Below are 23,797 nucleotides of genomic sequence, written 5' to 3'. Positions count from 1 at the left end.
CAACGCGAGTAAAAGGGGCGAGCCCCGGACCGGAGTCCGGGGCTCGCCCCTTTGAACGCTGCCGACGCCTGAGGCGTACTACTGGCCGTCAGTTGTCGTCCTCGTCGATCAGGAACCCGCGCATCGGCGAGGGAGCCTGACCCATCGGGGACGGGCCCTGCGGACGGACCGGAGCCATCGGCTGGGTCATCGCGGGCGACATCTGCTGCTGGCTGCCGTAGGACGGGCCGGCCTGGCCGGGGCCGCCGCCCATGCCCTGGTTGCCGCCATAGGACGGGGCGCTCGCACCGGCGGGAGCCATCGACGGCGCCGGGGACGGCGGCAGCGAGGCGGTGGCCGGGGTGCGCGGCGGGGCCAGCGAGTCGTCGGCCTGGGTCTCCAGCTGACGCAGCTGCGACTCCAGGTAGGACTTCAGCCGGGTGCGGTACTCGCGCTCGAAGCCGCGCAGGTCCTCGACCTTGCGCTCCAGCGTGGCGCGAGCGGACTCCAGGGAGCCCATCGCGACGCGGTGCTTCTCCTGCGCGTCCCGCTCCAGGGCGTCGGCCTTGGCACGGGCGTCACGCTCGAGACCCTCGGCACGCGAACGCGCCTCGCCGACGATCTTGTTGGCCTCGGAACGGGCCTCGGCGATCGCCTGGTCGGCGGTCTGCTGGGCCAGCGAGAGGACACGGGCGGCGCTGTCGCCGCCGGGGCCCTGACCGGGGCCGCCCATCGGACCGCCCATGGGGCCGCCCATCGGACCGCCCATGTGCTGCTGCATCGAGGGCTGGCCCATGGGACCGGGACCCTGACCCATCGGACCGGGACCCTGCGGGCCACCCTGTCCGCCGGGACCGGCGGGCAGCTGCGGGGCACCGCTCGGCAGCTGGGGCGGGCCGCCCATGGGGCCGCCCATCTGCTGCTGCGGCGGGCCCGATATGCCGGCCGGCACCGGGGCGCCCGGGCCGCGCATGCCCTGCTGCGGCATACCGCCCTGCTGGGGCATACCCTGCTGCTGCATGCCACCCTGCTGCTGCATACCGCCCTGCTGCTGCATGCCACCTTGCTGGGGCATACCCTGCTGCTGGTCCTGCGGCTCCGGGGGCTTGCGCATGTTCTGCTGGTTCTGGGCAGCAGCGCGCGTGGCCGCGGCCAGCTTGGCGCGCAGGTCCTCGTTCTCGCGGAGCAGGCGGGTCAGTTCGGCTTCGACCTCGTCGAGGAAGGCATCGACCTCGTCCTCGTCATAGCCTTCTCGGAGGCGGACGGTCGTGAACTGCTTGTTCCGCACGTCCTCGGGGGTCAACGGCATCTCTTCACCTCAACGTAGTCGTCGGCATTCGGCAAGACGGTAGTTCACATCGCTCACAGCCGGCTCACGATCGAGATCAGGATGTAGACGATGATCATCAGTACGAAGAAGGACAGGTCGAGCGCCACGCCCCCGAGACGCAGCGGCGGAATGAACCGCCGCAGAAGCTTGAGCGGTGGATCAGTGACAGTGTAGGTGGCCTCCAGAACGACCACCATCGCCTTGCCGGGTTGCCACGAGCGGGCGAACTGGAAGACATAGTCCATGACCAACCGGAAGATCAGCACGATGAGGAAGCACATCAGCGCGATATAGACGACATCCAGGACCACGCTCATGACCCTTGCTTCCCTCTCCCCATGTTCCGTGCTGCTGCGGTACTGCGTTGTGTTGCTCTGTACTGCTGATCCGGTTGTGCGTCTCAGCTCTGGTTGAAGAACCCGCCCTCTGCGATACGGGCCTTGTCCTCCGCCGTGACATCGACGTTAGCAGGCGACAACAGGAACACCTTCTGCGTCACCCGCTCGATGCTGCCGTGAAGACCAAACACCAAACCGGCCGCAAAGTCGACAAGTCGCTTCGCGTCTGTGTCATCCATCTCAGTCAGATTCATGATCACCGGGGTGCCCTCACGGAAGTGTTCCCCGATGGTACGGGCCTCGTTGTAGGTCCGCGGGTGAAGCGTGGTGATCCGGTACGGCTCTCGTTCCGACACGACCTTGGGCATGATCACCGGCGCGTTCTTCTCCAGGCTCTGGCGTTCTTGTGTGATGGATGCCACGGGCGCGATACGCGCGGGGCGCCCGGATTCCGCGCCCAGCGAAGCGGCGTGGGACACCGGTTCGCGCTGCACGGACGGCTGCACCACTCGTACCGATTCGTCCCTTTGGGACTGATGTGAACCGTGCGACTGGTGCGACGGCTCGTGCCGTCGGTGGTCCCGCTCGGGCTCAGGGTCGAGTTCGGGTTCGAAGTCGTCGTCGGGATCAAAACCGCGGCCGTCGTACCCATCGTCCTCCACGAGGCCGAGGTAGACCGCCATCTTGCGCATCGCGCTGGCCATTCTCTGAGTCCTCCGCTCTGTGGTGGATCGGCTGACGACTGCCAAGTGCCCGCGATCCACGAGGTCGTTCCGCCCGCTGTTCAGCGGTAATGACCATATTTTCTGCTGTGGTCCGACTTCCTGGCGACGTTACCCGAGCCTCGGGCGGACTCCGAGTACCGCGGTACCGACGCGCACATGTGTCGCTCCGGCCGCCACGGCCTGTTCGAGGTCCGCACTCATACCTGCCGAGACCATGTTCGCAGCCGGATGAGCTCGGCGCAGGTCGGTCGACAAATCCATCAACCGCTCGAACGCCGCCCGTTCACGTCCCGCGTACTCCCCGGTCAAGGGTGCGACCGTCATCAGTCCGTCGACCCGCAGCCCCGGCGCCCCGGCGATCAGGTCGGCCAACTCCGCGATGCCGCCCGGCGCCACCCCGCCCCGCTCCCCCCGCTCACGCTCACCGGCGTCGAGCGCGACCTGGATGAGACAGCCCACCTCGCGCTCCGCCCGTACCGCCTCCTTCGAGAGGGCCGTCACCAGCTTGGAACGGTCGACGGACTGCACGAGATCCGTGTAACCGACCACCGATCGCACCTTGTTGGTCTGCAACTGCCCCACGAAATGCCAAGTAAGCGGCAGTTCCGAGCATTCGGCGGCCTTCGGTGCCGCGTCCTGGTCCTTGTTCTCGGCGACATGGCGCACACCGAGCTGCGACAGGATCCGCACATCGCTCGCGGGGTAGGTCTTGGTGACCACGATCAGGGTCACCTCCTCGCGCTTGCGCCCGGCGGCCACGCACGCCGCGGCGATGCGCTCCTCCACCTTCGCCAGATTCCCGGCGAGTTCGTCCCTGCGTTCCGTCATGCCCATCAGTCCAGCCAGACATAGCCCGCGAGCCGGCCCGTGGTCCGGTCGCGGCGGTACGAGAAGTGGTCGCCCGACTCACGCGTGCACACCGGCGACCGCTCCCGGTCGCGCACCCCGAGCCGTTCGAGCTGCGCGTGCACCCCGGCGGTCACATCGACCGCGGGCGTACCCCAGCTCGTCTCGGCGTGCGCCGCCGGTTCGACGGCGGCGACCTCGGCGCGCATCTCCTCCGGCACCTCGTAGCACCGGCCGCAGACGGCGGGCCCGGTGCGGGCGACGATCCGGGACGGCTCGGCGCCCAGTTCCGTCATCGCGCGCAGCGCGGCGGGGACGACTCCGGCGACCATGCCGGGCCGGCCGGCGTGGGCCGCCGCGACCACCTTGGCGACGGGGTCGGCGAGCAGCACCGGGGTGCAGTCGGCGGTGAGAACGGCGAGGGCCAGACCCCGCTCGGCGGTGACGATCGCGTCGACCTCCGCCACGGGCCGGTCCTCCCAGGGCCGGTCGACCACCACGACGTCGTTGCCGTGCACCTGGTTCATCCAGACGACCCGGCCCGCGTCGAGTCCGAGCGACTTGGCCGCCAGCTCGCGATTGGTCCGTACGGCGCCGGGGTCGTCGCCGACCGCCCCGCCGAGATTGAGCTCCTCGTACGGAACGGCGCTCACCCCGCCCCACCTGTCGGTGAAGGCGAAGCGCGCGCCGCTCACGGTGTCGCGCTGTCCTATCACTTCAGGAAGTCCGGCACATCCAGCTCCTCGGCCGCGCTGTCCGAGTAGGACCGGGACGGCGGGACCGGCGGGGCGGCCGGGAGGTCGGCGGCCGGCTCGGGAGCGGGCGCCGGCTCCTCCTTCGGCGTGACGCTGCCGAGCGAGCCGAAGGACGGACGGCTCTCGGTCTGCCGTACCGGAGTGGGCTCCTCGCGCTTGGCCGAGGACGAGCCGAGGACGGTGTCCCGCTTGGAGGGCGGCTGGCCGCCGTCGAAGCCGGCCGCGATCACGGTGACCCGGACCTCGTCGCCGAGGGCGTCGTCGATCACCGCGCCGAAGATGATGTTGGCCTCGGGGTGGGCGGCCTCGCTGACCAGCTGGGCGGCCTCGTTGATCTCGAACAGACCGAGGTCGGAACCGCCGGAGATGGAGAGCAGCACGCCCCGGGCGCCGTCGATGGACGCCTCCAGCAGCGGCGAGGAGATCGCCATCTCGGCCGCGGCCACCGCGCGGTCGTCGCCGCGGGCCGAGCCGATGCCCATGAGGGCCGAACCGGCCTCGGACATGACCGACTTGACGTCGGCGAAGTCGAGGTTGATCAGACCGGGCGTGGTGATGAGGTCGGTGATGCCCTGGACACCGGAGAGCAGGACCTGGTCGGCCGACTTGAAGGCGTCGAGCACCGAGACCTGGCGGTCCGAGATGGACAGCAGCCGGTCGTTCGGGATGACGATGAGGGTGTCGACCTCTTCGCGGAGCTCGGCGATGCCGTCCTCGGCCTGGTTCGCGCGGCGCCGTCCCTCGAAGGTGAACGGGCGCGTGACCACGCCGATGGTGAGGGCGCCGAGCGAGCGGGCGATGTTGGCCACGACGGGCGCGCCGCCGGTGCCGGTGCCGCCGCCTTCACCGGCCGTCACGAAGACCATGTCGGCCCCCTTGAGGACCTCCTCGATCTCCTCGCGGTGGTCCTCGGCGGCCTTGCGGCCGACGGCCGGGTTGGCTCCGGCGCCGAGTCCGCGGGTGAGTTCACGGCCGACGTCGAGCTTGACGTCGGCGTCGCTCATCAACAGCGCCTGTGCGTCAGTGTTGATGGCGATGAACTCGACGCCCTTGAGACCGACCTCGATCATCCGGTTGATGGCATTGACACCACCGCCGCCGACACCGATGACTTTGATGACTGCGAGGTAGTTCTGCGGTGCTGCCACGTCGAAGGCCTCTCGCCTCGAGTTACGTGTCGCCGCTTCGCGGTTGCCCGCGATCCGACGACTGATGCCGAATGGGACGGTCCGTATCGCCGACCCGAACCCTAACGTTGAAGTTTAGGGTTACCAGTGTGTCCGTTCCTTGAAGACTTCTGAACAGGACACTAAGTCGACAAGTGGCGCCCGTTCAACGAACACGCCGAACCTCCCGTTTTTCTTTTCACCCTATGTGATCAGCCGTAGCAGTGCCCAACCAGGGTGCTGGCCTGCGCTGATGTGCGTCAACTCCCTGATGACGCAGGGGCGGTGGGAACCCCCACATCGAAGTGCCGCGCATCCGGCGAGGCTTTCATCAGAGCCAGGAGTGTGCGAGCCTTCGCCCCGCCCTTCTCGGCGCTGCCCCAGTCGACGGTCCGTCCGTCGGCCAACTCCAGCGAGATGTCGTCGTAGGAACGGACCTTGAGGGTCCGGGTGTCCCGCGCGACGGTGGCCGGAACGGCGCCGGCGACCCGCACCGCCTCGTGCACGAGCCGGCCCTCCCCGAAGCGGCGCAGGCTGGCCGCGGAGGAACTGGACGGGGAGAGCGCCAATTCCAGTGCGGGAACGTCTTTCGGGGCTTCAGAAACTGTGGCGAAGCGGACACCTTTCTTGTCCACTTCGATGAAGTTCTTGCCCTTTCGCACAATCAGAACCGGGGTCCGCTCGGTCACTTCCAGCCCGATTCCATGCGGCCAGGAACGGCCCACGTCGACCGTGTCGATGCGCGGCAGTTTCCGCTTCAGCCGGGCCTCGATGGCGTCGGTGTCGACGGAGGCCAACGGCGATCCGGCCGGGACGTCGGCGGCCTCGCGCACCTGCGCGGGCGTCAGCACCCGGGTCCCCGACACGCTCACCCGCTCCACGCGCAGCCAGCTCGACCCGTACAACACCCAGGCGCCGCCCGCCCCGAACAGCACGAGCGCGACGGCCAGGACGATGATCGTACGAAGCCGATGGGGCCGCACCCGCCGGGCGGGAGGCGGGCCGGACGACTCCTGCTGACGTTCCCCGCGTTCGGCGGTCGTCGATCCGGCCACGCTTCCTGCCCTCCGTCATACGGTCCTAGCGTCGGTGCGAGGCGATCGCCTCGTACACCATGCCGACGAGCAGGTCGTCGGCGTCCCGGCGGCCGAACTCACCGGCGGCGCGGGACATCTCGTACAGCCGGTGCGGGTCGGCGAGCACGGGCAGCACGTTGTGCTGCACCCACTCGGGCGTGAGTTCCGCGTCGTCGACCAGCAGGCCGCCGCCGGCCTTGACCACCGGCTGGGCGTTCAGCCGCTGTTCGCCGTTGCCGATGGGCAGCGGGACATAGGCGGCCGGGAGCCCGACGGCGGAGAGTTCGGCGACGGTCATCGCGCCCGCGCGGCAGAGCATCATGTCGGCCGCCGCGTACGCGAGGTCCATCCGGTCCAGGTAACTTACCGGGATGTACGGGGGCATTCCCGGCATCTGGTGCACCTGCGGCAGTTCGTTCTTCGGGCCGACCGCGTGCAGGATCTGGATCCCGGCCTGCTGCAGCCAGGGCGCGACCTGCTGGACGACCTCGTTCAGCCGCCGGGCGCCCTGGGAGCCGCCGGTGACCAGCAGGGTCGGCAGGTTCGGGTCGAGCCCGAAGGCGGCGCGGGCCTCGGGGCGTACCGCGGCCCGGTCCAGGGTGGCGATGGAGCGGCGCAGCGGGATGCCGATGTAGCGGGCGCCGCGCAGCTTGCTGTCCGGGGTGGAGACGGCGACCTGGGCGGCGTACCGCGAGCCGATCTTGTTGGCCAGGCCCGGCCGGGCGTTCGCCTCGTGGATGACGATCGGCACCCCGAGCCGCTTGGCGGCCAGATAGCCGGGCAGCGCGACATAGCCGCCGAAGCCGACGACGCAGTCCGCCTTGGTGCGCTCCAGGATCTGCTCGGCGGCCTTGATCGTGCCGCGCAGCCGGCCCGGGACGGTGATCAGCTCGGGGGTCGGCTTGCGCGGCAGCGGTACGGCCGGGATCAGCGCCAGCTCGTAACCGCGCTGCGGGACGAGCTGGGTCTCCAGACCCCGCTCCGTGCCCAGGGCCGTGATCCCCACGGTCGGGTCCTGCCTGCGCAGGGCGTCCGCGAGGGCGAGCGCGGGCTCGATGTGGCCCGCGGTTCCTCCGCCGGCGAGTACGACATGCACCGAAATTCACCGCTCTCCGGACGAACGCGCCGCCGAGGCGCGCCGTCGCATCGTGTTCCATCTCCGGGGCTCCCTGATCGCAGCCGAGCCCCCGGCACCCCGCTTTCTACCAAAGCGGGGTTGCCGCATCGAAAGCGCCGCCCGCGCAGCGGGCTCGTCGCGTGCGAAGGCGATCAGCAGCCCGATGGCGAACATGGTCGGCAGCAGGGCGGATCCTCCGTAGGAGAACAGCGGGAGAGGGACACCGGCGATCGGCAGCAGACCGAGCACCGCACCGATGTTGATCACCGCCTGAGCGGTGATCCAGGTGGTCACGCCTCCCGCGGCATACCTGACGAAGGGGTCCTCCGTGCGTCCGGCCACGCGGATACCCGCATAGCCTAGAGCCGCGAAGAGGGCGAGCACCGACAGCGTCCCCGCCAGGCCCAGTTCCTCACCGGTGACGGCGAAGATGAAGTCGGTGTGGGCTTCGGGGAGTTGACCCCATTTCTCCACACTCGCACCGAGCCCGGATCCGAAGATCCCGCCGGACGCGAGCGCGTAGATGCCGTGCACCGCCTGCCAGCAGCTGTCCCCCGGTCCCGGGTCGGTGGCGCCGATGCACTGCAGGCGGGCCATCCGGTTGGGGCTGGTCTTGATGAGGATCAGGCCCAGCAGACCGGCGATCGACAGCACCCCCACGAACAGCCGGGTGGGCGCTCCGGCCAGCCACAGCAGCCCGAACAGGATCGCCGTCAGGATGATCGCCGTACCCATGTCGCCGCCGAGCATGATCAGACCGAGCAGCATGAAGGCGACCGGGACCAGCGGCACCAGCATGTGCTTCCACTGGGTCAGCAGCTTCTTGTCCTGTTTGCGGGCCAGCAGATCGGCGCCCCACAGCACCAGGGCGAGCTTGCCGAACTCGCTGGGCTGGAGCAGGAAGGGGCCGCCGACGGAGATCCAGTTCTGGTTGCCGTTGACCGAGACTCCTATCCCCGGCACCTGCACCAGGGCCATCAGGAACACGGCGCCCGCGATGATCGGGTAGGCCAGCGCCCGGTGCAGCTTGACCGGCATCCGGGAGGCCGCGAACAGCAGCCCGGCGCCGATGAGCGCGGCCAGCAGCTGCTTGCGGAAGAAGTACGAGCCGGGCAGCGACATCTGGAGCGCCTTGATCTGGGAGGCCGAGTAGACCATCACCAGACCCAGCACGGTGATCAGCAGACTGCCGCCGAGGATCAGGTAGTACGCCGTCAGCGGCCGGTCCCAGGCCTTCCTGGCACGCGTGGAGAGCCGCAGGAAGGGGTTCTCGCGCGGGAGCCGGGGAGCGGCGGGGCCCCGGACGGCTCGCTGGGCCGGCGGACGGCCCGTACGGCTACTGGACATCACCGGCTCCTCGCCCGCACCCACCGAACCCGAGCCACATCCGAGTCACCGTCCCTCCAAGGGTCCCGAAGCACCCTAGGTTGCCGAGACCCCGCCGTCAGGCGTCGGCTCCGAGTTCGCGGACGGCCTCCGCGAACGCGTCACCGCGCTTGTTGTAGTTGGCGAACATGTCCATCGAGGCGCAGGCCGGGGCCAGCAGCACCGTGTCGCCCGCGGTCGCGAGCCGCCGGGCCTCCTGGACAGCCGCGAGCATCGCCCCAGTGTCGGTCCGGTCGAGGTCCACGACCGGGACTTCCGGGGCGTGTCGCGCGAGGGCTTCGCGGATCAGCGCCCGGTCGGCGCCGATCAGGACGACCCCGCGGAGCCGCTTCGCCGACTTGGTGACCAGCTCGTCGAAGGTGGCGCCCTTCGCGAGGCCGCCCGCGATCCACACGATCGACTCGTACGCCGCCAACGAGGCTTCCGCGGCGTGGGTGTTGGTGGCCTTGGAGTCGTCGATGTACGCGACGCCGTCCACGTCCGCCACGTGCGCGATGCGGTGGGCGTCCGGGGTGAAGGCCCGCAGGCCGTCGCGTACGGCCTTGGCGGGCACGCCGAAGGCGCGCGCGAGGGCCGCCGCCGCAAGGGCGTTGGCGATGTTGTGCGGGGCCGGCGGGGTGACGTCGGAGACCTCGGCGAGCTCCTGGGCGTTCTTCTGCCGGTCCTCCACGAAGGCGCGGTCGACCAGGATGCCTTCGACGACGCCGAGTTGGGACGGGCCCGGGGTGCCGAGGGTGAAGCCGATGGCCCGGCAGCCCTCCTCCACGTCCGCCTCGCGCACCAGGTCCTCGGTCGCCTTGTCGGCGGCGTTGTAGACACAGGCGACGCGATTGCCCTCGTAGATGCGCCCCTTGTCGGCGGCGTACGCCTCCATGGAGCCGTGCCAGTCGAGGTGGTCCGGGGCGAGGTTCAGCACGGCGGCCGAGTGGGCGCGCAGGGAGGGCGCCCAGTGGAGCTGGTAGCTGGACAGCTCCACGGCGAGGACGTCGTACTCCTCGTCGCCGAGCACCGCGTCCAGCAGGGAGACGCCGATGTTGCCGACGGCGGCCGTGCGCAGGCCGGCCGCCGTCAGGATCGAGGCGAGCATCTGGACCGTCGTGGTCTTGCCGTTGGTGCCGGTGACCGCGAGCCAGGGCGCGGCGTCGGGGCCGCGCAGCCGCCAGGCGAGTTCGACGTCGCCCCACACCGGGACGCCCGCCGCGGCGGCCGCCGCGAACAGCGGCTTGTCCGGCTTCCAGCCGGGGGCGGTGACGATGAGTTCGGTGCCCTCGGGCAGGGTCGCGCCGTCGCCGAGGCGGACCGTGACGCCCAGCGCGGCCAGTTCCGCGGCCTGTTCACGCGCGCGTGCGTCGTCGCCGTCGTTGACGACGGTGACCCGCGCGCCCAGACCGTGCAGCACCTTGGCCGCCGGGATGCCGGAGACGCCGAGCCCGGCGACGGTGACGTGCTTGCCCTGCCAGTCGAAGGACTCCGAGGAGGTCACTTTTCTGCTGCCCATCCCGCGTAGAAGAGACCCAGGCCGACGATCACACAGATGCCCTGGATGATCCAGAAACGGACCACCACGAGCACCTCGGACCAGCCCTTGAGCTCGAAGTGGTGCTGGAGTGGCGCCATCCGGAAGACCCGCTTGCCGGTGAGCCGGAAGGAGCCGACCTGGATGACCACCGACATGGTGATCAGCACGAACAGGCCGCCGAGGATGGCGAGCAGCAGCTCGGTGCGGGAGCAGATGGCGAGACCGGCGAGCACACCGCCGAGCGCCAGCGAACCGGTGTCCCCCATGAAGATCTTGGCCGGCGAGGTGTTCCACCACAGGAAGCCCAGGCAGGCGCCCATCAGCGCGGCGGAGACCACGGCGAGGTCGAGCGGGTCGCGGACCTCGTAACAGGCGCCGGGGTTGGTGAGCGTGTTCGCGTTGGCGCAGGACTCCTGGTACTGCCAGACACCGATGAACGTGTAGGCGCCGAAGACCAGCACGGAGGCGCCGGTGGCCAGTCCGTCCAGACCGTCGGTGAGGTTCACGCCGTTCGACATCGCGAGGATCATGAACAGCGCCCACACCACGAACAGCACCGGACCGATCGTCCAGCCGAAGTCCGTGATGAACGAAAGCTTCGTGGAGGCCGGGGTGTTGCCGCGGGCGTCGGCGAACTGCAGCGAGAGCACCGCGAAGGCGATACCGCCGAGCAGCTGCCCGGCCATCTTCGCCTTGGCCCGCAGACCCAGCGACCGCCGCTTGACGATCTTGATGTAGTCGTCCAGGAAGCCGACCAGACCCATGCCGACCATCAGGCCGAGCACCAGCACGCCGGAGTAGGTCGGCGGCTTGCCCGTGATGAGCTTCGACAGGAAGTACGCCGCGACCGTCGCCAGGATGAAGGCGATACCGCCCATGGTCGGCGTACCGCGCTTGCTGCCGTGCGTGCGCGGGCCGTCGTCCCGGATGTACTGGCCGTAGCCCTTGCGGGCGAGGAGTTTGATCAGCAGCGGGGTGCCGATCAGCGTCAGGAAGAGGCCAATGACTCCTGCGAACAGGATCTGCTTCATCATCGGGCGGAAACCTCACCCTCGGCACCGGTCTCGGCGAGCGCCTGCGCCACGCTCTCGAGGCCGACCGACCGGGACGCCTTCACGAGTACGACGTCCCCTGGGCGCAACTCGCTGCGCAACAGGTCGACCGCCGCCTGTGCGTCGGACACGTGCACCGACTCCTCACCCCACGAACCCTCGTTATATGCGCCCAGTTGCAGCCAGGACGCTTCCCTGCCCCCGACCGCGACGAGCTTGCTGACGTTGAGCCGGACGGCGAGCCGTCCGACCGCGTCGTGCTCGGCGAGCGCCTCGTCCCCGAGCTCGGCCATCTTGCCGAGCACCGCCCACGTACGACGCCCCTTGCCCATCGCCGCGAGCGCGCGCAGGGCGGCTCGCATGGACTCGGGGTTCGCGTTGTAGGCGTCGTTGACGATCGTCACGCCGTCCGGGCGCTCGGTGACCTCCATCCGCCAGCGGGAGAGGGAGCCCGCCTCGGAGAGCGCGGTGGCGATCTCTTCCGCGGACATGCCCAGCTCGTGGGCGACGGCGGCCGCGGCGAGCGCGTTCGACACGTGGTGCTCACCGTACAGGCGCATGGTCACTTCGCTTGCACCGGAGGGTGTGCGAAGCAGGAAGGCGGGCTGTCCGCTGTCCGTGACTCGCACGTTCTCGGCGCGTACGTCCGCTTCGTCGCACTCTCCGAAAAGGAGCACCTTCGCCTGCGTACGGGAGGCCATGGCCCGTACCAAGGGGTCGTCCGCGTTGAGGATCGCGGTGCCGCCGTCCGCCGCCGGCGGCAGTGCCTCCACCAGTTCGCCCTTGGCCACGGCGATCTGCTCGCGGCCGCCGAACTCGCCGATGTGGGCGCTGCCGACGTTGAGCACGAGGCCGATCTTCGGGGGCGTCAGCTGGGCGAGGTAGCGGATGTGGCCGATGCCCCGGGCGCCCATCTCCAGGACCAGGAAGCGGGTTTCCTCGGTGGCGGACAGGGCGGTCAGCGGCAGCCCGATCTCGTTGTTGAGCGAGCCGGGCGTGAACACCGTGGGCGCCTTGCGCCGGAGCACCTGGGCGATCAGGTCCTTGGTGCTGGTCTTGCCCGCGGACCCGGTGAGGGCCACGAGGGTGGCGCCGAGCCGTCGTACGACGTGCCGGGCGAGGGCGCCGAGGGCGCTCTGGACGTCGTCCACGACGATCGCGGGCACGCCGACGGGCCGGGAGGCCAGCACGGCCGCCGCGCCCGCCTCGACGACCTGGGCCGCGAAGTCGTGGCCGTCGACCCGCTCGCCGACGAAGGCGACGAAGAGGCTGCCGGGCTCCACCTCACGGGAGTCCCGGACGACCGGTCCGGTGACCAGTACCGACGGATCCGGTATGTCGTACGTCTGCCCGCCGACGACTTCTGCGATCTCGGCGAGAGAGAGGGCGATCACAAGTTCATCCCTGGGTCTGCTGGATAGCTTCGCGAAGCACCTGGCGGTCGTCGAAGGGACGCACCACCCCGGCGATGTCCTGGCCCTGCTCGTGGCCCTTGCCCGCGATCAGCACGGTGTCCCCGGGCCGGGCCCGGGCGACGGCGGCGGCGATGGCGGCGGCCCGGTCCTCGAACACCTGGACCTCGCCGCGCTGGTGGGAGGGCACGGACGCCGCACCCTGCAGCATGGTCGCGAGGATCGCGAGGGGGTCCTCGGAGCGGGGGTTGTCAGAAGTCAGTACGGCGGTGTCGGCGAGGCGGGCCGCGGCGGCGCCCATCGGCGCCCGCTTGGTCCGGTCCCGGTCGCCGCCGCAGCCGAGCACGATGTGCAGGCGACCGCTCGTCACTTTGCGCAGGGCCCGCAGCACGGATTCGACCGCGTCGGTCTTGTGGGCGTAGTCGACGACCGCGAGATAGGGCTGGCCCGCGTCCACCCGCTCCAGCCGGCCGGGCACGCCGGGGACGGCGGAGATGCCGTCGGCGGCGGCCTGCGGGTCGAGGCCGGCGACGGCCAGGGCGGCGATCGAGGCGAGGGTGTTGGCCACGTTGAACGGGCCGGCCAGCGGCGAACGGGCGTTGATCCGCTCGCCCTTCGGGCCGATCACCGTGAACGTCGAGTCCATCGGCCCGACCTGGACGTCCTCGGCGCGCCAGTCGGCGTCGGGGTGGCCCTCGGCGGAGAAGGTGACGACGGGGACCGTGGCTTCCTTGGCGAGCCGGCGGCCGTACTCGTCGTCGAGGTTGACGACCCCGAGCCGGCTGCGCCGCGGTGTGAACAGCTGCGCCTTGGCCCGGAAGTAGTCCTCCATGTCGGAGTGGAACTCCATGTGTTCCGGGCTGAGGTTGGTGAAGACGGCGATGTCGAAGACGCAGCCGTCGACCCGGCCGAGGACCAGCGCGTGACTGGAGACCTCCATGGCAACCGCCTCGACACCGCGTTCGCGCATCACGGCGAAGAGGGCCTGGAGGTCGGTGGCTTCGGGGGTGGTGCGCTCGGACTTGATGCGCTCGTCGCCGATGCGCATCTCGACCGTGCCGATCAGGCCGGTGGACCTGGCGGTCTTCAGGCCGCCCTCGACGAGGTAGGCGGTGGTGGTCTTGCCGGAGGTGCCGGTGATGCCGATCTGGAGCAGATCGCGGCCGGGGTGGCCGTAGATCGTGGCCGCCAGTTCGCCCATCCGGCCGCGCGGGTCGTCCACGACCAGCACGGGCAGGCCGGTGGCGGCGGCGCGTTCGGCGCCGGTCGGATCGGTGAGGACGGCGACCGCGCCGAGGCCCGCGGCCTGGGTGACGAAGTCGGCGCCGTGCAGCCGGGCGCCCGGCAGAGCGGCGTACAGGTCGCCGGGGCGGACGGCGCGCGAGTCATGGGTGATGCCCGTGACCTCCGCGTCCTGACCCGGCCGCGCGGCACCCAGCTGGTCGGCGAGTTCCGCGAGGGGTGCGGCGGAGACCTGGACCGGCCTGGGCGGCCCGGGATATGTCACGGGTGCGCCCTTCTGGGTGATTTGGGACTGATCAGCGTGTGGCACGGCGGTGAGCGTACCGGGCCCACCCGCCTCGGAGCGAAGCGAGGCGGCGGAGGGTCCGTGGTTCCCGGGATCGGGGGTGATCGTTGTCACGAGGTGGTTCCTGGCTGCTCGGGGCTGATCAGGGCGTGAAGGTGACCGGGAGCTTGGCGGCCGGGGCTCCGGTCGGCGGGACCTGGAGGGTCTTCAGGGCGAACTCCATGACCTGCTTGTAGACGGGCCCGCAGATCTGGCCGCCGAAGTAGTTGCCCTCGGTGGCGTTCTGGATGGCGCAGTAGACGGTGATCCGCGGCTTGTCGGCGGGGGCGAATCCGGCGAACGACGAGGTGTAGCCGCGGTACTTGCCGGTGGCCGGATCCACACGGTTGGCCGTACCGGTCTTGCCGGCGACCCGGTAGCCGGCGATGCGGGCCTTGGTGCCCGTGCCCTCCCGGTCGTCCACCACCGACTCCAGCATCCGGGCGAGCGTCTTCGCGGTTCTGGCACTGACCACCCGGGTCTTCTCGGGCTTCTGGGCGGGAGTGAAGCGACCGTCGGCCCCCTTGGTGCCGCGCACCAGGGTGGGCTCGACGCGTACGCCGCCGTTGGCGATGGTCGAGTAGACGGAGGCCGCCTGCATCGCGTTGATGGAGACACCCTGGCCGAAAGGAATCGTGTACTGCTGCGAGGTCGACCACTGGTCCGGCGGGGCGAGGATGCCCTTGGTCTCGCCGGGGAAGCCGAGCCCGGTGTAGCTGCCGAGGCCGAACTTGCGCAGGTAGGAGTAGAGGACCGTGTTGGACTGCGGCTGCGTCTTGCCGAGCTGTCCGGTGGCCAGGATGGTGCCGATGTTGCTGGACTTGGCGAGCACGCCGTTGAGCGTGAGGTACCAGGTCTCGTGGTCGATGTCGTCCTTGAAGAGCCGGTCGCCGCGGTGCAGCCGGTTGGGCACCACGACATGCGTGGCCGGGGTGGCGACGCCCTCCTCCAGCACGGCGGCCATCGACATCACCTTGGCCGTGGAGCCGGGCTCGTAGGCGTCCTCCAGGCTCCAGTTGTGCAGGGAGGCCCCGTCGGCCTGGGAAAGGTCGTTGGGGTCGAAGCCGGGTGAGTTGGCCATGGCGAGGATCTCGCCGGTCCTGGTGTCCTGGACGATCACATAGCCGCGGTCGGCCTTGGACTCCTCCACCTGTTCGCTGATCGCGTTCTGCGCGGCCCACTGGATGTCGCGGTCGATGGTGAGCTCGACATCGCTGCCGGGCACGGCGGGCGTCTCGGTGGAGCCGCCGGCGGTGGGGACCTGGCGGCCGCCGGACTGGGCGTAGCGGATCTTGCCGTCCTTGCCGGCCAGCTCCTTGTCGAACTGCTGCTCGACGCCGCCGCCGCCCTTGCCGTCGTGGTTGACCCAGCCCAGTATCCCGGCGGCGAGCTCGCCGTTGGGGTACACCCGCTTGCTGCTGGCGACCGAGAAGACGCCCGCGAGGACGTTGGCGGTGCCGGGGTCGGTCTCCGCCTTGGTGGCGAGCGCGCTCTTGAGGTCCTTGATCTGCTGCCAGACCTGCGGCATCTGCCGCCGGGAGAGCAGGACGTACTGGCCCTTCGCCTTGAGCTTCTTGGTCAGCGCCGCCTGGTCCTGGCCGAGGATCGGGGCGAGCAGGGCGGCGGCCTGCTCGGGCCCGTCACCGACCTTCAGCGCCTTGCGCGTGAACAGCGTGGGGTCGGCGGTGATGTCGTACGCGTCCACGCTGGCCGCGAGGGCCACGCCGTTGCGGTCGGTGATGCCGCCGCGCTCGGCGGCCAGCGTGTAGCCGACGTACCGGTTCTTCTCGGCCTTGGCGGCGTAGGTGCCGGCGTCCACGGCCTGGACCTGGAGGAGGCGTACGACGAAGGCGATCAGGACGAGGGTCAGCGCCAGGCTGACCATGCGCAGCCGGGGTCGGGGGCTGCCCAGCCGGAGCGTCCGGGAGGCCGCGGGGCGGGGCGGCGCCGGGCGGCGCGGGCGGGCGCCGGGGCCCGGGACGCGTCGGCCGGCCGGGCGGCCGGGCCGTGCGGGCCCGGGCACCCGGCGGCGCGGCGGTTGCTTGCCTGAGTCGGCCACTCTTCCGTCACCTGCCGGGGATCGTGGGGGTCGGGGGCGGGGTCGCGAACGCCTCGGGGGCCAGGACCAGCGGATCCTGTACGGCGGTCTGGTGGACGTCGGCAGGGGCCGGAGCGGGGACGCCCCGGACCGTACCGTCGGGGTCGAGGAAGGCGGGGTCGCCGCCCGGCACCATGCCGAGCTCGAGGGCCCGGCGCTGGAGGGCCTCGGGAGCGGAGTAGGCGTCGACGTCCCGCTGGAGCGCCTGTTCCTCGTCGGTGAGGCTCTTGGTCTCCTTCTGGAGGTCGGCGAGCCGGAACGCGCCCTCGCTCAGGGCGGAGTTCAGCACCAGCAGTCCGATCAGCCCGCCGCCGAGCAGCAGGACGACCAGGAGGACGAAGGGGGTGCGGGCGGCCTGCCCCCGTCCGGTCGGGAAGAGCCGCGCGAGCCGGGCGGCCCTGCCCCTCAGTTCGGGTTTCCTACTCACACGCCCTCCCGTGAGTACGGCTCACTCGACGTCCTTTCTGATGCGCTCCGCCCCGCGCAGCCGCGCCGGTGCCGCCCGGCGGTTCTCGGCGACCTCTTCCTCGGTGGGAAGTTCGGCACCGCGCGTGAGCAGCTTGAGCCGCGGCTGGTACTGCTCGGGGACGACGGGCAGACCGGGCGGTGCGGTGGTGGCGGCGCCGGCCGCGAAGACCTGCTTGACCAGCCGGTCCTCCAGCGAGTGGTAGGAGAGCACGGCGATCCGCCCGCCGACGTCGAGGGCCTTCACGGCGGCCGGTACGGCCCGTTCCAGCACGGAGAGCTCGCCGTTGACCTCGATGCGCAGGGCCTGGAAGGTGCGCTTGGCCGGGTTGCCGCCGGTGCGCTTGGCGGCCTGCGGCAGCGCGTCCCGGATCAGCTCCACGAGCCGTGCGCTGCGGGAGAAGGGCTCCTTCTCGCGTTCGCGCACGATGGCGGACACGATCCGCTTGGCCTGCTTCTCCTCGCCGTACGCGCGCAGGATCCGGACCAGTTCTCCGGGGGGGTAGGTGTTGAGGACCTCGGCGGCGCTGACGCCGGTCGTCTGGTCCATGCGCATGTCCAGGGGGGCGTCCTGGGCGTAGGCGAAGCCGCGGTCGGCCTCGTCGAGCTGCATGGAGGAGACCCCGAGGTCGAACAGGACGCCCTGCACGCGCGCGAGGCCGAGCCGCTCAAGCACCTCGGGCAGTTCGTCGTACACGGCGTGCACCAGGGTGGCCCGCTCGCCGAAGGGGGCGAGGCGCTCGCCGGACAGCCGCAGCGCCTCCGTGTCCCGGTCCAGGGCGACGAGCCGGGCCTCGGGGAACCGCTGGAGGAGGGCCTCGCTGTGGCCGCCGAGGCCGAGGGTGCAGTCGACGACGACGGCTCCGGGGGCCTGGAGGGCGGGGGCCAACATGTCCAGGCACCGCTGGAGCATCACCGGAACATGTCGACTCTGGCTCAAGGGGCCCTCTCAGGTCCGGCGTGGCGGTACGCACCGGGCGGGGTCCCCGCCCTCCCCCGGTGACGGGGGGCCTGCCGGCGCCAGGAGCGTCAGCCGCCGGGAGCGGGAGGAGGCCGAGCCGTACGTACGCGCCGCGCACGTGGGGAGAATCTCCGGCGGGCGCGCCGGGTCCTACGGGAAGTTCGGTCCAGCGGGGAGGCCTCGCCTCCCGCTTCGCGTCACTTTAGTCCACCCTGTCTCGCGGTCAATCAACCGGCCTGCGCGTCGCGGCCCGGGGTCGGCGCGAAGCGGGACGAGGGGGGAATTCACTCCTACAGGCCTGGTCGCGTGCCCCTTGTGGGTTACCTCACAACAGCTCTCATTGACGTTCTTTGTCCCCTCTCACAACGGGACGGGCCCCGGGGTGACCAGTACCGTCATGGATATGACGACTTCTGCATCGGTTCCCGCGAGTCCCCAAGGCGCCACCGCCGGCGGCACGGTCACGGACCGTATCGTCGAGGCGAACGAGCGGTACGCCGCCGCGTTCACCGACCCGGGCCTGGAGGCCCGGCCGGCACTGAACGTGGCCGTGGTGGCCTGCATGGACGCCCGGATCGACCTGTTCCCCTCGCTCGGCCTGGCGGTCGGCGACTGCCACACCATCCGCAACGCGGGCGGCGTGATCACGGACGACGTGATCCGCTCGCTCACCATCAGCCAGCGGGCCCTCGGCACCCGCAGCGTGGTCCTCATCCATCACACCGGCTGCGGTCTGGAGACCCTGACCGAGGACTTCCGGCACGACCTGGAGCGCGAGATCGGCCAGCGCCCGGTCTGGGCGGTGGAGTCCTTCCGGGACGTCGACCAGGACGTACGGCAGTCCATGCGGCGCGTGCGGACCTCCCCGTTCCTGCTGCACACCGACGATGTGCGCGGCTTCGTCTTCGATGTGAAAACCGGCCTGCTGCGCGAGATCGACCCCGCGTAACCTGCCGCTGAAGCTGTCGTTTCGCTGTTGATTTCCGGCTTGGGGCTGTCCAAAAGGCGGTAAGAGCGACATATCGCGGGCAGTTGTCCACAGGCGAGTGACACGAAACGGTAACGGCAGCAAGAATGCGGGTGTGGCGTCACGCGGAACTTTTCCCGGGTGATGTCCGTGTTTCGGGGTGGGCCGGTCCGCACGCAGAGCGTCGGCCCGGACAGAACGGGCCGAGGAGGGCCGGGTGACGACCTATGACGATCGAGCGAGCCTCACTGATCTGACCGCCACCGTCGAGCGTGTCCGCAGTTCGGTGGAGGGAGTGATCGAGGGCAAGCCCGAGGTCGTACGGCTTTCGCTGACCGTGCTGCTCGCCGAGGGACATCTTCTGATCGAGGATGTCCCCGGCGTCGGCAAGACAATGCTGGCCAAAGCGCTGGCACGGTCGATCGACTGTTCGGTACGGCGTATCCAGTTCACCCCTGACCTGCTGCCCTCGGACATCACGGGTGTGTCCATCTGGGACCAGCAGCGCCGGGACTTCGAGTTCAAGCCGGGCGCGATCTTCGCGCAGATCGTGATCGGCGACGAGATCAACCGCGCCTCGCCCAAGACCCAGTCGGCGCTGCTGGAGTCCATGGAGGAGCGCCAGGTCACCATCGACGGGCAGACCTACGAACTGCCCAGCCCCTTCATGGTGGTGGCCACCCAGAACCCGGTCGAGATGGAGGGCACCTACCCACTGCCCGAGGCCCAGCGCGACCGCTTCATGGCCCGGGTCTCCATCGGCTATCCGAGCCCGGAGGCCGAGCTGGAGATGCTCGACATCCACGGCGGGGTGAACCCGCTGGACGACCTGCAGCCGGTGGCGCACGCGCACGAGATCGTGAAGCTGATCGACGCCGTCCGCGGTGTCCATGTCGCCGAAGCGGTGCGGCGCTACGCCGTGGACCTGGTCGCCGCCACGCGTACCCACCCGGACCTCAGACTCGGCGCCTCCCCGCGCGCGACGCTGCATCTGCTGCGCGCGGCGAAGGCGTCCGCCGCGCTGAGCGGCCGGGAGTACGCCCTGCCGGACGATGTGCAGGCGCTCGCCGTGGCCGTGCTGGCCCACCGGCTGCTGCCCACCGCCCAGGCCCAGCTCAACCGCCGTACGTCGGAGCAGGTCGTCCAGGAAATCCTGCAACGCACCCCGGTGCCCGCCGCTCCGCAGCAGCAGAGCGGCTTCGGCGGCCTCGGCCGCGGCGCCCCGGCGTATCCCCAGCAGCCGCCGCGGAGGCTGTGATGAGCACCGGGGGGACGGGGCCGGCGGAGGCGGACCGGGGTGAGCAGGGCGGGATGCGCACCGCGCTGTCCGGTCTGACCACCCGCGGCCGCTCCTTCCTGGCCGCCGGGGTGGCGGCCGCGATCTGCGCGTACGTCCTCGGGCAGAGCGACCTGCTGCGGGTGGGGCTGCTGCTCGCGGTGCTGCCGCTGGTCTGCGCGTCCGTGCTCTACCGCACGCGCTACCGGGTCGCCGGCAGCCGCCGGCTCTCCCCCGCGCGCGTGCCCGCCGGCAGCGAGGCCCGGGTCCATCTGCGGATGGACAACGTCTCCCGGCTGCCCACCGGCCTGCTGATGCTCCAGGACCGGGTCCCCTACGTCCTCGGCCCGCGCCCCCGCTTCGTGCTGGACCGCGTGGAGGCGGGCGGCCGCCGCGAGGTGTCCTACCGCGTCCGCTCCGACCTGCGCGGCCGCTATCCGCTCGGCCCGCTCCAGCTGCGGCTGAGCGACCCCTTCGGCATGTGCGAACTGACCCGGTCCTTCTCCACGTACGACACCCTCACGGTGATCCCGCGCGTGGAGCCGCTCCCCCCGGTACGGCTCAGCGGCGAGGCCAAGGGGTACGGCGACGGACGGCAGCGCTCACTGGCGCTGGCCGGCGAGGACGACGTGATCCCGCGCGGTTACCGCTACGGCGACGATCTGCGCCGGGTGCACTGGCGCTCCACCGCCCGCTACGGCGAGCTGATGGTGCGCCGCGAGGAGCAGCCGCAGCGCGCCCGCTGCACGGTGCTGCTGGACAGCCGGGACCTGGCCTTCCAGGGCGCGGGCCCGGACTCGGCCTTCGAGTGGGCGGTGTCCGGCGCGGCCTCCGTCCTCGTACACATGCTGGAGCGGGGCTTCTCGGTACGGCTGTTGACGGACACCGGCAGCTCGGTGCCCGGTGAGGGCGCCGACGGGTTCGCCGGTGCCAGCCAGGAGACGGCGGACGCGGCCGGGCTGATGATGGACACCCTCGCGCTGATCGACCACTCCGACGGCACCGGCCTGTCCCGGGCCTACGACGTGCTGCGCGGCGGGAACGAGGGGCTGCTGGTGGCGTTCTTCGGCGACCTCGACGAGGAGCAGGCCGCGGTGGCCGCGAGGATGCGCCGGCGCAGCGGGGGCGCGGTCGCGTTCCTGCTGGACAGCGACACCTGGGTGCGGGAACCGGCCGACGTGGCCGCTGCGCCGGACCACAGCGGGGAGCGGCTGCGGATGCTGCGCGAGGCGGGCTGGACGGCCCTGAGCGTGCCGCGGGGCGCTTCCCTGGAGGAGCTGTGGCGGCAGGCGGACCGTGAGCGCACGGGCGTCGTCGTCGCGAGTGGTGGGGAGGGACCGGTATGAGCGGGCGGGCACGACTGGCACTGTGCGCCGCCGTGGCCACACTGGCCGCGGCCTGCGCCCTGCTGCCGCTCGTCGAGGAGCCCACCTGGCTCTTCCAGGCTCTCTTCCTGCTGGCCGTGCAGACCGGCGTGGGCATGGCGGCCCGCCGGGTGCCGCTGGCGCGGGCGCTGACGGTTGCCGCGCAGGCCCTGGTGACCCTGCTGCTGCTGACCTTGGCCTTCGCCCGCGAGCAGGCCCTGTTCGGGCTGGTGCCGGGCCCCGAGGCTTTCGCGCACTTCGGCGACCTGCTCCAGACGGGCACGGACGACGTCGGGCGGTACGCCATCCCGGCGCCGCTGTCCGACGGCATCCGGCTGCTGCTCGTCGGCGGTGTGCTGGTCATCGGGCTCGCGGTGGACATCCTCGCGGTGACCTTCCGCAGCGCGGCCCCGGCCGGGCTGCCGCTGCTCGCCCTGTACTCGATCGCGGCGGGCCTGTCCGACGGCGGCGCCGACTGGCTGTGGTTCCTGGTCGCGGCGGCCGGCTATCTGATGCTGCTGCTGGCCGAGGGCCGGGAACGGCTCTCGCAGTGGGGCCGGATCTTCGGCGGCACCCCGCGCACGCCGGGCGGCGAGCCGGGCGGCGCCGTCGCGCCGGTGCGCGCCGGGCGGCGGATCGGCGTGGTGGCCCTCGGCATCGCCCTGGTGGTGCCGCTCGGGCTGCCCGCGATGAACGGCGGCCTGCTGGACGGCGCCGGGACCGGGGTGGGCTCCGGGCCCGGGGGCGGCGGCACCATCTCCGCGGTGAACCCGCTGGTGTCGCTGCGCGACAGCCTGAACGTGGACGAGGACCGCCAGGTCCTCTCCCTGCGCACCAGCACCGACGACCTGTCCAACATGTACTTGCGGATCGTCTCCCTGGACGACTTCGACGGCACCACCTGGAAGCCGTCCAAGCGGAACATCACTTCGGTGCCGCGGGAGTTCCCCACCCCCATGGGGCTCGGCCCGGACACCGAGCGCGCGGAGATCGAGACCCGGATCTCGGCCGCGAACTGGTACGCCCAGGACTGGCTGCCGATGCCCTACCCGCCGAGCGGCGTGGACATCGAGGGCAACTGGCGCTACGAACCGCTCGGCATGACCCTCGTCGGGGACCACGGCCAGAACACCCGCGGGCTGACCTACACGGTGCGCAGCCTCGACGTGCAGCCGACCGCGGAGCAGCTCGCCGACGCGCCGGAACCGTCGGCCGCCATCAAGCGGGAGTTCACCGAGCTGCCCTCGTCGCTGCCGGAGGAGGTGGCCCGGACCGCGCGCGAGGTCACCGACGGCGCGGCCGGCCCTTACGAGCAGGCGGTCAGGCTCCAGGAGTACTTCGCCGTCACCGGCGGCTTCCAGTACGACACCGAGGTGCAGGTCGGCAGCGGCTCCTCCGCGATCGTCCGGTTCCTGCGGGACAGGCAGGGCTTCTGCGTCCACTTCTCCTTCTCGATGGCGGCGATGGCCCGCTCGCTGGGGATACCGGCCCGGGTGGCGGTGGGCTTCGCGCCCGGCACCCCGCAGGGCGACGACACGGTGTCGGTGGGCCTGAAGGACGCCCACGCCTGGCCCGAGCTGTACTTCGAGGGCGTGGGCTGGACCCGCTTCGAGCCGACCCCGACCCGGGGCTCGGTGCCGTCGTACACCACGACGGAGGCGCCCGGCAGCACCCTGCCGGACGTGGGGCGGCCGACCCGGTCGGCGAGCTCGGCCCCCAGCGCGGCACCCTCGGAGAGCGAGAGCTGCGCGGCGGGCGGCAACCCCGAGCTCTGCGCGAGCGAGGCACCGCAGGCCGCGCTGGCCAAGGACGACGACGGCCCGAAGTGGTACGTCGCCCTGGCCTGGTCCCTCGCCGGACTCGCGGCCCTGCTGATCCCGCTCGCGCCGCTGCTGTGGCGGCTGCGCACCCGGGCGGTACGGCTCGGAGCGCACGGCCGCGGCGAGGCGGACACGGCCCCGCACGTCCTGGCGGTCTGGCAGGAGCTGACCGACACGGCATGGGACTACGGGATCGCGCCGGACGAATCGCAGACCCCGCGCAAGGCGGCGGCGCGGATCGTCCGGCTGGGACACCTCGACCCGGAGGCCGCGGCCGCGGTGCACCGGGTGGCCGACGCCGTGGAGCAGGTGCTGTACGCGCCGCGGCCGACTCCGGTGGCGGGGCTCGCGGCGGACGTCCGCCGGGTGGTCGCCGCCCTGCCGACCACGCTGAGCCGGAGCACCCGGCTTCGAGCATTGTTCCTGCCGCGTTCGACCGTGCGTGTGGTGTGGGCGGCGGCCGGATGGTGGGCCGGGGTCACAACGCGGGCCGCCGCGGCCCGGCCGCCGGTGGGCAAGCCCTCGGGACAGCGGGGCTGAGACCCCGCGCGAGAGCGCGCGTGAGGGGGCGACCACCC

General features: G+C 71.2%; 20 protein-coding genes. 4 read left to right on the top strand and 16 right to left on the bottom strand.

The features are described from left to right. Window positions 1-88: 88 nt before the first annotated feature. From ACFYW5_RS21095 to rsmH, 16 genes are all read right to left on the bottom strand, one after another. Window positions 89-1,288, bottom strand: a complete 1,200-nt coding sequence (locus ACFYW5_RS21095) for a DivIVA domain-containing protein (RefSeq protein WP_389418561.1) — start codon at window positions 1,286-1,288, stop codon at window positions 89-91. Window positions 1,289-1,341: 53 nt separating this feature from the next. Beyond that, on the bottom strand, window positions 1,342-1,626 hold the full coding sequence (locus tag ACFYW5_RS21090; protein WP_007448661.1) for a YggT family protein: 285 nt from the start codon (window positions 1,624-1,626) through the stop codon (window positions 1,342-1,344). Between the two features lie 83 nt (window positions 1,627-1,709). Next, on the bottom strand, window positions 1,710-2,351 hold the full coding sequence (locus tag ACFYW5_RS21085; RefSeq protein WP_389418560.1) for a cell division protein SepF: 642 nt from the start codon (window positions 2,349-2,351) through the stop codon (window positions 1,710-1,712). Between the two features lie 129 nt (window positions 2,352-2,480). Further along, complete coding sequence (locus ACFYW5_RS21080; protein WP_389418559.1) at window positions 2,481-3,200, bottom strand: YggS family pyridoxal phosphate-dependent enzyme; 720 nt, start codon at window positions 3,198-3,200, stop codon at window positions 2,481-2,483. Between the two features lie 5 nt (window positions 3,201-3,205). Next, window positions 3,206-3,934 carry a peptidoglycan editing factor PgeF gene (gene pgeF, locus ACFYW5_RS21075; RefSeq protein WP_389418558.1) on the bottom strand — a complete coding sequence of 243 codons (729 nt, stop codon included), beginning with the start codon at window positions 3,932-3,934 and terminating at the stop codon, window positions 3,206-3,208. Further along, window positions 3,931-5,121 (bottom strand): cell division protein FtsZ, encoded by a 1,191-nt coding sequence (gene ftsZ, locus ACFYW5_RS21070; protein WP_389418557.1) that lies wholly within the window; start codon window positions 5,119-5,121, stop codon window positions 3,931-3,933. The genes pgeF and ftsZ overlap by 4 nt, the downstream gene beginning before the upstream one ends. Window positions 5,122-5,399: 278 nt before the next feature. Then, window positions 5,400-6,194 (bottom strand): cell division protein FtsQ/DivIB, encoded by a 795-nt coding sequence (locus tag ACFYW5_RS21065; RefSeq protein ID WP_389418556.1) that lies wholly within the window; start codon window positions 6,192-6,194, stop codon window positions 5,400-5,402. 25 nt (window positions 6,195-6,219) lie between these two features. After that, entirely contained in the window at window positions 6,220-7,311 is a 1,092-nt protein-coding gene (murG, locus tag ACFYW5_RS21060; protein ID WP_250070377.1) for an undecaprenyldiphospho-muramoylpentapeptide beta-N-acetylglucosaminyltransferase, read from the bottom strand. Window positions 7,312-7,317: 6 nt separating this feature from the next. Further along, on the bottom strand, window positions 7,318-8,679 hold the full coding sequence (gene ftsW, locus ACFYW5_RS21055) for a putative lipid II flippase FtsW (protein ID WP_389418555.1): 1,362 nt from the start codon (window positions 8,677-8,679) through the stop codon (window positions 7,318-7,320). 97 nt (window positions 8,680-8,776) lie between these two features. Then, window positions 8,777-10,216, bottom strand: coding sequence for a UDP-N-acetylmuramoyl-L-alanine--D-glutamate ligase (gene murD, locus ACFYW5_RS21050; protein ID WP_389418554.1), 1,440 nt, complete (start codon window positions 10,214-10,216; stop codon window positions 8,777-8,779). Beyond that, window positions 10,198-11,271 (bottom strand): phospho-N-acetylmuramoyl-pentapeptide-transferase, encoded by a 1,074-nt coding sequence (gene mraY, locus ACFYW5_RS21045; protein WP_250070374.1) that lies wholly within the window; start codon window positions 11,269-11,271, stop codon window positions 10,198-10,200. The genes murD and mraY overlap by 19 nt, the downstream gene beginning before the upstream one ends. Continuing rightward, window positions 11,268-12,683, bottom strand: a complete 1,416-nt coding sequence (gene murF, locus ACFYW5_RS21040) for a UDP-N-acetylmuramoyl-tripeptide--D-alanyl-D-alanine ligase (protein WP_389418553.1) — start codon at window positions 12,681-12,683, stop codon at window positions 11,268-11,270. The genes mraY and murF overlap by 4 nt, the downstream gene beginning before the upstream one ends. A 4-nt stretch (window positions 12,684-12,687) precedes the next feature. After that, on the bottom strand, window positions 12,688-14,208 hold the full coding sequence (locus ACFYW5_RS21035) for a UDP-N-acetylmuramoyl-L-alanyl-D-glutamate--2,6-diaminopimelate ligase (protein ID WP_389418552.1): 1,521 nt from the start codon (window positions 14,206-14,208) through the stop codon (window positions 12,688-12,690). A 163-nt stretch (window positions 14,209-14,371) separates the two neighbouring features. Then, window positions 14,372-16,327, bottom strand: coding sequence for a peptidoglycan D,D-transpeptidase FtsI family protein (locus ACFYW5_RS21030; RefSeq protein WP_389418551.1), 1,956 nt, complete (start codon window positions 16,325-16,327; stop codon window positions 14,372-14,374). A gap of 7 nt (window positions 16,328-16,334) precedes the next feature. Beyond that, window positions 16,335-16,793 (bottom strand): hypothetical protein, encoded by a 459-nt coding sequence (locus tag ACFYW5_RS21025; protein WP_389418550.1) that lies wholly within the window; start codon window positions 16,791-16,793, stop codon window positions 16,335-16,337. 21 nt (window positions 16,794-16,814) lie between these two features. Continuing rightward, the gene (gene rsmH, locus ACFYW5_RS21020; RefSeq protein WP_389418549.1) at window positions 16,815-17,771 is read right to left on the bottom strand and encodes a 16S rRNA (cytosine(1402)-N(4))-methyltransferase RsmH; all 957 of its coding nucleotides are present in this window, start codon (window positions 17,769-17,771) and stop codon (window positions 16,815-16,817) included. 424 nt (window positions 17,772-18,195) lie between these two features. On the opposite strand from rsmH, the gene ACFYW5_RS21015 reads away from it, so the two are divergent. From ACFYW5_RS21015 to ACFYW5_RS21000, 4 genes are all read left to right on the top strand, one after another. After that, on the top strand, window positions 18,196-18,741 hold the full coding sequence (locus ACFYW5_RS21015) for a beta-class carbonic anhydrase (protein WP_389418548.1): 546 nt from the start codon (window positions 18,196-18,198) through the stop codon (window positions 18,739-18,741). Window positions 18,742-18,976: 235 nt separating this feature from the next. Beyond that, entirely contained in the window at window positions 18,977-20,017 is a 1,041-nt protein-coding gene (locus ACFYW5_RS21010) for an AAA family ATPase (RefSeq protein WP_389418547.1), read from the top strand. After that, window positions 20,017-21,381, top strand: coding sequence for a DUF58 domain-containing protein (locus ACFYW5_RS21005; RefSeq protein WP_389418546.1), 1,365 nt, complete (start codon window positions 20,017-20,019; stop codon window positions 21,379-21,381). The genes ACFYW5_RS21010 and ACFYW5_RS21005 overlap by 1 nt, the downstream gene beginning before the upstream one ends. Further along, window positions 21,378-23,759: a DUF3488 and DUF4129 domain-containing transglutaminase family protein gene (locus ACFYW5_RS21000; protein WP_389418545.1), complete on the top strand. Its 2,382-nt coding sequence runs from the start codon at window positions 21,378-21,380 to the stop codon at window positions 23,757-23,759. The genes ACFYW5_RS21005 and ACFYW5_RS21000 overlap by 4 nt, the downstream gene beginning before the upstream one ends. Window positions 23,760-23,797: the final 38 nt, after the last annotated feature.

This window comes from Streptomyces sp. NPDC002779 (assembly GCF_042888685.1).
Classification (GTDB): Bacteria; Actinomycetota; Actinomycetes; order Streptomycetales; family Streptomycetaceae; genus Streptomyces.
This window is presented reverse-complemented; position numbering and strand designations above follow the sequence as displayed.